Source organism: Stieleria mannarensis (assembly GCF_014154935.1).
Lineage (GTDB): Bacteria > Planctomycetota > Planctomycetia > Pirellulales > Pirellulaceae > Stieleria > Stieleria mannarensis.
Genome location: NZ_JACEHH010000096.1, coordinates 1 through 9,848 on the forward strand (window position 1 = coordinate 1; position 9,848 = coordinate 9,848).

Below are 9,848 nucleotides of genomic sequence, written 5' to 3' on the forward strand. Positions count from 1 at the left end.
TCCAATAGAGAAGCACCGATTATACGAGGTCTCGCCAACGTCATGCGTCTACACGCACCAATTTGCGTCGGCCCACGCGCTCTCGGTAGATAGCTAATTCGCAGGGATCGTGAACAGCTGCGGATTATCGGTGACTTTTGTGCGCGAGAGTGAACATCGCCGCCGATGTCGCGAACTGCTCTGTGCGTTCGTTGCTGACAACCGAAGCAGATTCCAGCCGACAATTGCGAGCTCCGGTTGCCGACACCGGAGTTCGGAAACCGGCTTGTGCAATTGCGAGTGGGGTCGTCTATCTCGCGACTCAGGTGTCGCTCAATACCACGGAGCCTTCCGCTTTCAGTACGCCCGCGTGCTGCGATAGCCTCCGGATTATTCACAACCACTACGTCTTTCGGCTTCACCCCCCCCTGCGAACAGAGATGAATTAATCGGAGCAGTCCAGCGGGATGCCCAGGGCGGGACTCAAGCCCTCGCTCTATTCCCGCATCTCGAAGCGGATCACGGCGACGCGGTGTCCGCCGCAGTTGCGTCGCTCCGAACACTCGGCAACGAAGTAAAGGAACCCGAGCCGGTCGAAACCGATTCGGGCTCAGGCAACAAAAACGTACTCGTGAGTGCTAATCAACGTACGGGTTGAGAGCGGCTCCGTTTGAGTCTCGTTGAAGCTCTTTTAGCTCCGCTTCCAACTCGCGGATTCTCCGCTTGCTCTTAGCATTATCGATCTGAGTCTCGAGCGGTAGAAACTGTTTCAACTCTTCCGAGAGCGGCTCCGACGGACCGGGGTTATTCTTGAGCCACCGATTCACTTCCTGAATATGTCCCTTCGCGGCCGCATTCGCTCGCTTAAACTCTCGAGCGGCTTGCTTTCGCCTGAATTCCTCGAGTCGTTGTTGGGTTCGCTCAACCTCTCGATCCGCCTCTTGAAACTCCTGCTCTCGCTCTGCGGCTCGACCCAAGTGGTAAGCGGAAACCTCGCGTTGGGCTCGCTCGAGAAACCTATCCAACTCTTCGAGAGTTTCGATAGCTTTCTCTTCGCTCGTTTGCTCCCGCTTGTTCTCGAGCCGGACTCGCTCCCGCTTGTAAGTCTGCTCGATTTCTTCCGACCGCTCCGCGGCTCGCATTGCAGTGTAGACCGTTTTCAACTTGTCCCGAGTCCCCGGGGCGATTTCGTTCCGCTCTTGTTGCTCTGCTCGTTCGGCCCAGTACGAAGGGGGTGAGCTTTCGATCCACGTGAGCCCGAACACGAGAGCGGCGAAAGGGATGAGAAACAGTAGCCAAGGGTTGAATCGTTGTTGCGTCATTGATATGAATCCTGAAAGTGAAGTGAAAGTGACACCCCGTTCTAGACGTTCACTCATACTCAACATAGCTCATAATCAACAGTTTTTTCGCTCCTTGCAAAGCGGATTCCCCGCAAACCCCACATCGATATTTGTCTGCGTCCGGTTCGCACATTTCGCGTTCGGCTCCGCACTCCGTGCAGAAACCGATATAGGCTTCACGGCGTTAGCGCCCGTTCGGGTGGTCGACGTTCGCCGAACGAGACAACGCGGCTAATGGTCCGATTTCGATTTCTCGCGACCGAATCACGATCCCAAGCGACACGACGACGGGTTCAAGAGTTCTTCCGCTCTTTCCCGAGGTTCGAGAGTCCCTCGAACCGATTCGCGGAGACTGGGAACCAGTGGCTGCGGGTTACGCGGTCGCCGCCACCGGTGACAACGCGGTCTACCTAAACCCCGACGGCACCGGCCTGCAACACGCCGCATCCCTTCGCGACCGCAGCTACGGCTTCTTCGACCTGGCTGTAGGATGCTTTGTCTATCAGAACGACGACGGCAACTTGTTGACCGCCGTGATTCCCACCGCCGAAATCCACCACACTAGTTCGCTGGACAAATCCGGCATCGTCACCGCCGGTAACCTGCAAGTCGGAGACTTCCTCGGCAGCACCAGCCTGACCAGCGCCGCCATTGGCACCACCTTCGAACACCATCAGCAATCCCAATTGACCATCGGCTACGCCGTCCCACGCGCCTCCACCGACCGCCAATGCGACGGAGCCTTCCGCTTTCAGTTCAGCCGACAACTGCATTAGCAACGCCGCAATCGAAGCCCCTAATTCACTATCCCGCCTCAGGTTTTCGGCGCACAGGTTGGACCCACCGAAGCGTGTCAGTCATTGTTTTCGGCGCGGCAGTGAATCTGACCGCCGCGTCAGAGCCGACTTCGTTCGGCGCCGCAGTCGATGCAGCCTCCGCACCGAAAGCGTCAATCGATTTACGCTCCTTGGGGCAGACGCCTTGCCCGTGGCAACCGGCCTTCGCACGTCGAAAGTTTCGCCCCGCCTGCACAGGTCCGACGACATTCATGGCTGGTGCTCCCTGAATCTGTCTGGGCCGGCGGGTTTTCGAGGTGTTGTTTCGGCCGCTTCTGCTGCTAAGTCAAGGATGATCAACTCCCAATCGTGAATCAGTTTGCCAGCGTTGAGCTCATGGCCGGTGTCCGTTGCCCCGCGTTTCAACGAAACAATGGTCTCAACGTCAAAACGACAAATGATGGACGCCCCATAGTGTTGCCAAGGAACGCCATTGAGCGACGTGGCGGCGCCAAACCGAAGGGTGCCAAAAAGACTGCTCGATACTTCGTCGACGTAGACCGAACCGCGGGTCGCCATCAGCTGGCCGACATGTGATCCTGCCATTCGTCTATACGGTTCATAGGCACAAAAAACACCCGAATCCACAACGTCAGAACTAACGTATCGGCCCCAGACGATCATTCCACCGCCGCAATGCTTAGCCCAGACTTCGGTGACATCAAAACTCAAGCCAAGCTTCAAAAACGAGTGTCGCAGGAAGTCTTTGAACGGCTTCTCGTCTCTGGTGTGATAGTCCCATGATTCGAGTTCAGGTTCCAATTCATGGATGAGGTTTTTGCTCGGTCGCAGTTTCTGGCGATACATGATCGAAAAAGACCAGCATCCAACCGGGACAAGAATGGAAATGCCAACGACCTTCATGTTGAGGTCGAAAAGGAGAAACATAGCGAAGTGGACCGGCAACAAGACCGCGATCAGGATTCCAGCTTCGAGCAAAAGATTGGAGGATTGGTGCTGACGTTCGCTAGCCAGTACCGTATCAGGCGCGCTCTGCTCGGTAAACAATCCCCCCAGAAAAACGACGACGGAACGAGGAAGCATCGGCGCAGAGCATGCAACCGCGACGCCAATGCCGCCCATCCATACCGCAACCTGCTTGCCCAGTGCATTCACGCCGTCGGCAAAATAGAGGCAAGCTCCAACGATTATTAGTACCGCCCCGATGCAAACGGTCACCCACCACCCGGGAGCGACTCGAGACTGGTGGTCACGTGCGGACGGGTAAACCGTTTTCAGCTCATTGATTTCTGATCGATCCATAGACCACCAGTTTATCTGACCGTCGTGCCTTCACGAATAATAGAGATTTGAATCCCCATTTCTCGTGAAGGCCCTTGAGAGGTTCAAATACAGATCGACGTCGATTTGAGTTTAGCGTATCAGGGCTTCGATTGAGTGCGGGCTTCGACGTGGTGCCCCCATCAAACGTCCCCGGCAACAATCGAGGCGAAGCGATCCCCGTCTGAAATTGATTTGCCGAGCTTTCGAGGATGGGGCAATGACCGTGCGATGGGACCAATAGGACACGTCAGGCTTGCCGGTCGCATCTGTCCGATTGGTCCTATTGATCACGGCCTCGCGATTCGCCGCCGAGCTTGGACCCTTCAACGCACGTACCGTCTTTCGTTTCGGTGCAGCGGTGAATCTGACCGCCGCGCCGAGGGCAACCCCGATTAGACGCGAAGACCATTCAGGCCGAAACGAGCTGGGCAATGAAATACGTTGGATGCCAGTGGCGAATCATCCACCGTTATCGCTTCGACGTCGACCGTCGCGCCCGAATTCCAGATAACCGTGCCTATCAACGCCACGCCGGAGCAAATCCGCTCGGAACCAGAATCTTAATGACTTGGCTGCTTGTCCAAGATCGGCAAAGCGTGCTTGCCAATTCGCTGCATTGGTCGATGAAGCCGGAGCATTAAATCAAGAGGAGACGTTTGTTGGAGCTTCGATCGGGAGGCAATCGAGTTTTTGGTACGGCTGGCTACGGATTACCGGACTCGCCAGGCGTTTTAAGCGGTCGGCCGGTTGGCAGCAATGAACAGTACGAACGGTAGTCTTCCGCTTCTCCGATCGACAAATAACAGGGCAATGTGCGTTCTGGTTTCCGGTTGCGAATCGTATTCAGGTCGCACTTCTTACAACCGCCAAGTCCCATCATGGTGCATCGAAGGCTCCGGCAGTCAAGCGGCGGCCACGCTTGTTGCCCGTGATATCGACGGCGACTTCGTACTTCTCGTCCCCTCGTCCAATCAGCGGGCTATTCTTCGCTGGCATCGCAGTTCGACGGGCTCCGTCCCAAGAGACATTCGCGAAGTCGGTCAAATCGTTACCGACGGTGAAATCTTCCTCCACACCAGTGACCTGACCGACGAGCACGTTTCCAGACACGGATACACCGTTTGCACCGTGAGGGAACCGCAGCGCATCGCCTCGATCGGTGTAGACGGCGTTGTTTGCAAAGACCATGCCCTGACGGTCGTTCCAGCTGGAGAGATTCGCGCCGCGTGCGCGTGAAATGATGGTGTTATGCACGAAAGTCAAGTTCCTGGTTTCTCCCTGATGGTCCGTGCTAGCGAAGCCCGCGCCGGCAGCGGCCAACAGCAGGTTATTGCGAACGATCGCTTCGCCTTGCACCTGAAGAACGCTGTCGTTGCTCCGGTAGCAGATGTTCTGCTCGATCACGTTCAGACCCTTGCCACCCGTTCCATAGGCAAGAATGCAGGGGTAGTTCGTGTCGTGAACACGGTTTCGGTAGATCCAATTGTCGTGCGATCCTTGCTTGACTTCGATACCGTCTCCCTGTTTACCGCCACAATGGTGGACGTGATTGTCAGCGATAACCGAGTAGGACATCACGACCTTGCCGTGATTACCGCCAAGGTACATTGCTTCGCCGGTTGCGTTTGGATTGGTGAAGTCATGGAAGTGATTTCGGGTCACAAACAGATGGCTCGTGTCGCGCGAGTTGGCGGTGATCCCTTCTGCTCCGGCATGGTGCAGATGGCACCGGTCGAGCCAAAAGTGATGGCAGTCGTAAAGGCGGATCAATGTACTGCCGCCGGTGAATTCGAGCTGGCGAAGGCAGAGGTACTCCGTCCGCGACCGCTCACCAACATTCATCACGTTTTGTCTCGCGTTTGACCTCGTGATGATCGGAAACCGGCGAGCATCCGCCCCGACGATCCAAATCGGAGCCTCTGAGGAACCAAGGAGGTCCACGTCGAACTTCTCGTCGACCGAGTAGCGACCTGGCCCGATTTGAAGCATATCGCCCGGTTGAAGCATCACAACAGCCTGTTTGAGAGCGATTCCGTTCTCCGGATCGGTTTTCTGGGGATCATGTTTCAATTGCAGAACGCGTTTGGGTTTTGCGTCAGCCCAGTGCGGCGAAGTCCGCCCTAATTGCCACGGAGCCTCCTGTTCGGAAATCGCGGAACCGGCGGCGATGATCAGCGGCCAAGCGAACCAAGTCAACAAATGCAGTCGCACACTCATGATATTCCTCCAAGTCCTATGTCGGTTGCCCGTCCAGTTTCAGAAATAGCAATTCATCACCCGATCGGTTGAGCATCATGCATCATGGGGTTCATCATTCAGCTTGGCGGAGGTCGCTGAACACCGCGGGGCCGCCCGATTCCGCCTGAATTTCCATCCAGTGCCCAAGAACTCAGACACGATAGGTGTTGGAAGTATTCGCGGATTTCGTGCAAATTGGGTCCGTTCGGGTTCACGACGCGACGTCAACACATCTGTTAGCATAGTCGTCATTTGAGGCCTCCCGCTCCTGCTGACGCCCGCCATGTCAAATCGCCTTTCTGTTTTGTCCTTGATTGCGCTGCTACTCTGTTGCGTGGGGTCACTCTCGGCCGCAGAAGTGTCTCGTCGCTGGGTTTATCTGCAACTGAACTTGCAGGTCGAAGCGAACGTCGCCAAGGCGGTCGCGATCGCCAAGCGCGCAAAAGCAGCGGGCTACAACAGTATTGTTCTGGCCGATTACAAACTCAATATCCTTGATCGTGTGCCACGTCATTACTTCCGTCACGTGGAGCAGTTCAAGGAGAGTTGCCGCCAACTCGAGTTGGAGATCATCCCTGCCGTTTGCCCGATAGGTTACAGCGACGGACTGCTCGCACATAATCCGAATCTGGCGGAAGGGCTTCCCGTAAAAGACGCGGCCTTCGTCGTCCGAGACGGTACTGCCACGCTAACTTCGCGAGAGAGTTTTCTACCCGGTGGCGACTTTGAATCGTTCCGAGAGCACATCGCGTCCGGTTGGAACTATCAAGATTTCCCCAAAGATGCGAGCTTCATCGACACCGAATTGAAGCATGGTGGCCGAGCGGCACTGCGATTCGAGAGCCTCGTTGGTCGCAACGGGCGAGTGATTCGCAAGGTTGCAGTTCAGCCATACCAACTACTGCATGCGAGCGTCTGGATCAGGACCGACAGATTCAGCACGGCCGGCAACATGCGGATGATGGCGATCGGTGCAGACGGGCGGACGTTGTCGTATTCGAACTTGGGCGTCAAGCCGACGCAGGGATGGAGGCAGCATCATGTGATGTTCAACACCCTGGACAACACTGAGATCAATTTCTACGTCGGCTGTTGGAACGGTGGCGATGGACGCTTTTGGCTGGACGATGTGCGATTGGAAGAATCGGCATTCGTCAACTTGGTACGCCGCGATTCTTGCCCGCTGAAAGTGCAAATCGAGGGAGGACGTGAGTTGCGGGAAGGCGTGGACTTTGCCCCGCTCGCTGATCCGAAACTGGGGAATGTTCCGTATTCAGGAAGCTACGACGTTTATCACGAGCCGCCCAAGCTGAGGCTCTTGCCTGCGGCGAAAGTGAGCGACGGCGATCGATTGCGGGTCAGCTACTATCACACCGTGACGATCTATGAAAACCAAGTCACATGCTGTCTAGCCGACCCCGAAGTCTTTCGCGTGTTGGCCAAACAGGTCAAGCTTGTGGAAGAGCTTTTTTCGCCAAGGACTTACTTCCTCTCCCACGATGAAATCCGCGTCGCCGATTGGTGCCCCGCCTGCCACCGCGACGGACGTTCCGCGGGAGAGCTGCTCGCGAGAAACATTCGCCAATGTGCCGCGGTAGTGCGCCAAATCAATCGTCAAGCGAAGCTGTGCGTTTGGTCGGATATGTTCGACCCGCATCACAACGCACGCGACAAGTTCTACCTGGTGCAAGGCGACCTGGCGCGCTCATGGGAAGGGTTGCCCGACGGGATGACCATTGTGAACTGGAATCATGGCCAAGCGTCAGAAAGCCTGCCGTTCTTTGGCAAGCAGGGATTCAAGCAGGTGCTGGCCGGATATTACGACAGCGATCCACGGCGCATTCGCAGCTGGCTGAGTCTGGGCGACGACGACGACGGGATCAATGGCGTGATGTACACCACCTGGACCGGAAACTTCGACCATCTCGAAGCATTCGCGGAAGCCGCATGGGACAAGGAATGAGCCGCCGGCGCGAACCCCGTCAGTGCGTTCGTTTCCCATTCCCCTGCTTAACCCCGCGGCGATTGGCAATGATTCCCGTTCCATCCATCGAAATGCACGGTGATGAGTTAATACGTTACACGAATCCGATCCACCGCGTGATCGGTTGCGACAACGCTGATCCCCCATTTTCCTGCCATTTGTCGAGGGTCTGGTCTGCGATTTTGGGGAAAACGCAGCGAAACTGCCGAACGAAATCCGTTTGGTCGAGGCGCCCGCCGTCACCAAACCATCGAGGTTCGTGCAGCAGGTGAATCTGACCGCCGCGGCGCAGAAGTTTCCGAAAATTCACTTGGTCGATAGACCGATGCATCGAGGTTCATCGGTGCGGGCGACGTGCCAAGGGCGGCAACCACGCCGCTGTTGTCGAGGGGATTGAGCCGAACCATCACCAGCACCGCCGTTCCGCGAAGCATCGTTGCTCGGTCAAGTCTGAGTTGCACTCGGGTTCCTGGCCGGTCCGTGCATTTGAGAGCATTGCTCGCCTGCGACGCTCGTGCACATCAACTCTTCTTCGGATCTGAAAATATACTGAGGGGCGACGATTGCTACGCACTCGGTTGTCCAAAGTGACAGCTGATCAACCGACAAAGTCCACCGGAATTCGATTGGGGGGGGGAAAGATCGGACTTCGGGAATATCAGGCGCCCGCCGCCGGAATCGAAAACCAGCCTCACGGCGATGTCGTTTCACTTCGATACATCGTTGGCAGGCGGCAAATTTTTCCTTCCCCTGGTATGCCCCTTTGTTGTCGTTTGGCGGTTTTCGATCTGCTTGCTTCGATCAGACGGCCCCTTTCGTCAGCGAACCATTGGGGCACGGCAATCGGAGAGGATGGGAATCGCTAGAGATTGAGGCGAACACGGGGGTGCATGAGCTTGAACGATTCCGAGCGAGGACAGTGAATCACCAAGTGAAACACCACGCGCCGAATAGTCAGTCGAACACATGCGGTGATCTTCAACAGACGCAAACGAAGGACGTTTACGAGAAGGCGTGAAGGCTCATCATCTGACAGGCCGAGCCGGCTCGGGACGTCTATCAATACACAAGCAAATGTTGTGAGAATCAGCCGGCTGAACCAAGACGCGACATCGAACTGAAACTTCGCTCGTCAGTTTGTGACGACACTCCACACGCGGGACGCTCGGGAGAAGAGCCTTAAGCGGAAGCGAAAAACCGCTGGCTTGAACACGGAATACCGTGACAAAGTCCTGTCTACGGCTTAATTATGGTGCGATCGTCGTACCATCTTTGTCACACCCAGCATTCATGCTCGAATTGCAAATTGATGACGCGGCCCCGTATACGGCCAAATAGCCCCTTGTGACCGGGCGTAGCGCTGCATCTCTTTACATGGTTCGGCGGGCGGTTCCTTATTGTCTCCTTATTGTCGCTGAGGGGGACACACGAATTCTTGACGTCACAGCAACAAGACCGCTGTTCAAAATTCGATCGGGCCACTAGGGATTCGTGCCCCAGCAGCGGAAGCCCAACACGGCCTACCAGGAACGCCAATGGCTGTAGTGTCAATTCTTGAAATGCGTTCCGGTTGCGTTCCTGTTTTTCAGCCTGGCACGCAACTAGTGTACACATCGATTGGGCTACGCATCGTCAGGTGCGTTCGTCCTTGATGAGTCTGGCGTTTGGGCAATCGGCCGAAAAAAGACAAGTCAAATTGCAACAATCAACATGCAAGAAGCCTCGGGGAATCTGAATGACCATTGCCTCTCACTCAGGAATGAAACGCAGAAGAAAGAGAAGAAAAAGTCGCAAGTCGCTCTTTCAGATTCTGGAACCGCGCGTAGTCTTGGACGCTGAAGCGGAGAACGTGTTTGCCTATTTGAACGGCGTCGTAGAAGAATCTGATTCACGCGCTGTGACAGACTTTTTAATTGATTCCGATGGTTTCCTCGGCAGTCGCGGAAAACAGGTTCTCGGCTTCAAGATTGACCCCTTACCCGGGTCTCAACTGAATCCTGCATCGGCGCAGATCCGAAGCGTCGATGGAGCACTCTACCCGCTAAATTACCACTCAAATGACATTGCGAACTCGGTTTCGAGTTTGATTGTCGCGGAACTGCCTCCCGGACAATACTCGTTGGAAGTCGGTGGCGAAAATCAGACCGTCGGTTCATTTCGTGCTTCGGTTTCTTTGGTAGGCGA

At 55.8% G+C, this 9,848-nt stretch carries 7 protein-coding genes; 3 read left to right on the forward strand and 4 right to left on the reverse strand.

Annotation, left to right across the window (positions count from 1 at the left end; all coding sequences use genetic code 11):
* Positions 1-617: 617 nt before the first annotated feature.
* Positions 618-1,301 (reverse strand): hypothetical protein, encoded by a 684-nt coding sequence (locus H1B37_RS32045; protein ID WP_182871362.1) that lies wholly within the window; start codon positions 1,299-1,301, stop codon positions 618-620.
* 383 nt (positions 1,302-1,684) lie between these two features.
* Here H1B37_RS32045 and H1B37_RS32050 point away from each other — a divergent pair, with 383 nt between their 5' ends.
* Positions 1,685-2,098 (forward strand): hypothetical protein, encoded by a 414-nt coding sequence (locus H1B37_RS32050; protein ID WP_182871363.1) that lies wholly within the window; start codon positions 1,685-1,687, stop codon positions 2,096-2,098.
* 270 nt (positions 2,099-2,368) lie between these two features.
* On the opposite strand, the gene H1B37_RS32055 is transcribed toward H1B37_RS32050, so the two are convergent.
* Complete coding sequence (locus tag H1B37_RS32055) at positions 2,369-3,421, reverse strand: hypothetical protein (protein WP_182871364.1); 1,053 nt, start codon at positions 3,419-3,421, stop codon at positions 2,369-2,371.
* A gap of 897 nt (positions 3,422-4,318) precedes the next feature.
* Positions 4,319-5,659: a right-handed parallel beta-helix repeat-containing protein gene (locus H1B37_RS32060; RefSeq protein WP_182871365.1), complete on the reverse strand. Its 1,341-nt coding sequence runs from the start codon at positions 5,657-5,659 to the stop codon at positions 4,319-4,321.
* Positions 5,660-6,038: 379 nt separating this feature from the next.
* Between H1B37_RS32060 and H1B37_RS32065 the strand changes: the two genes are divergently transcribed.
* Positions 6,039-7,643 carry a glycoside hydrolase family 20 protein gene (locus tag H1B37_RS32065; RefSeq protein ID WP_182871366.1) on the forward strand — a complete coding sequence of 535 codons (1,605 nt, stop codon included), beginning with the start codon at positions 6,039-6,041 and terminating at the stop codon, positions 7,641-7,643.
* A gap of 883 nt (positions 7,644-8,526) precedes the next feature.
* Here the strand turns inward: H1B37_RS32065 and H1B37_RS34690 are convergent.
* A complete protein-coding gene (locus H1B37_RS34690) occupies positions 8,527-8,754 on the reverse strand; it encodes a transposase (protein WP_353620971.1) in 228 nt (75 codons plus the stop codon).
* A 645-nt stretch (positions 8,755-9,399) separates the two neighbouring features.
* Between H1B37_RS34690 and H1B37_RS32075 the strand changes: the two genes are divergently transcribed.
* Positions 9,400-9,848: hypothetical protein (locus H1B37_RS32075; protein WP_182871367.1), on the forward strand; the 449-nt coding region annotated here is incomplete at its 3' end.

Coding starts and splice junctions, on each gene's coding strand:
- H1B37_RS32055 (WP_182871364.1), bottom strand. CDS start 3,421: ATGGATCGATCAGAAATCAATGAGCTGAAAACGGTTTACCCGTCCGCA.
- H1B37_RS32060 (WP_182871365.1), bottom strand. CDS start 5,659: ATGAGTGTGCGACTGCATTTGTTGACTTGGTTCGCTTGGCCGCTGATC.
- H1B37_RS32045 (WP_182871362.1), bottom strand. CDS start 1,301: ATGACGCAACAACGATTCAACCCTTGGCTACTGTTTCTCATCCCTTTC.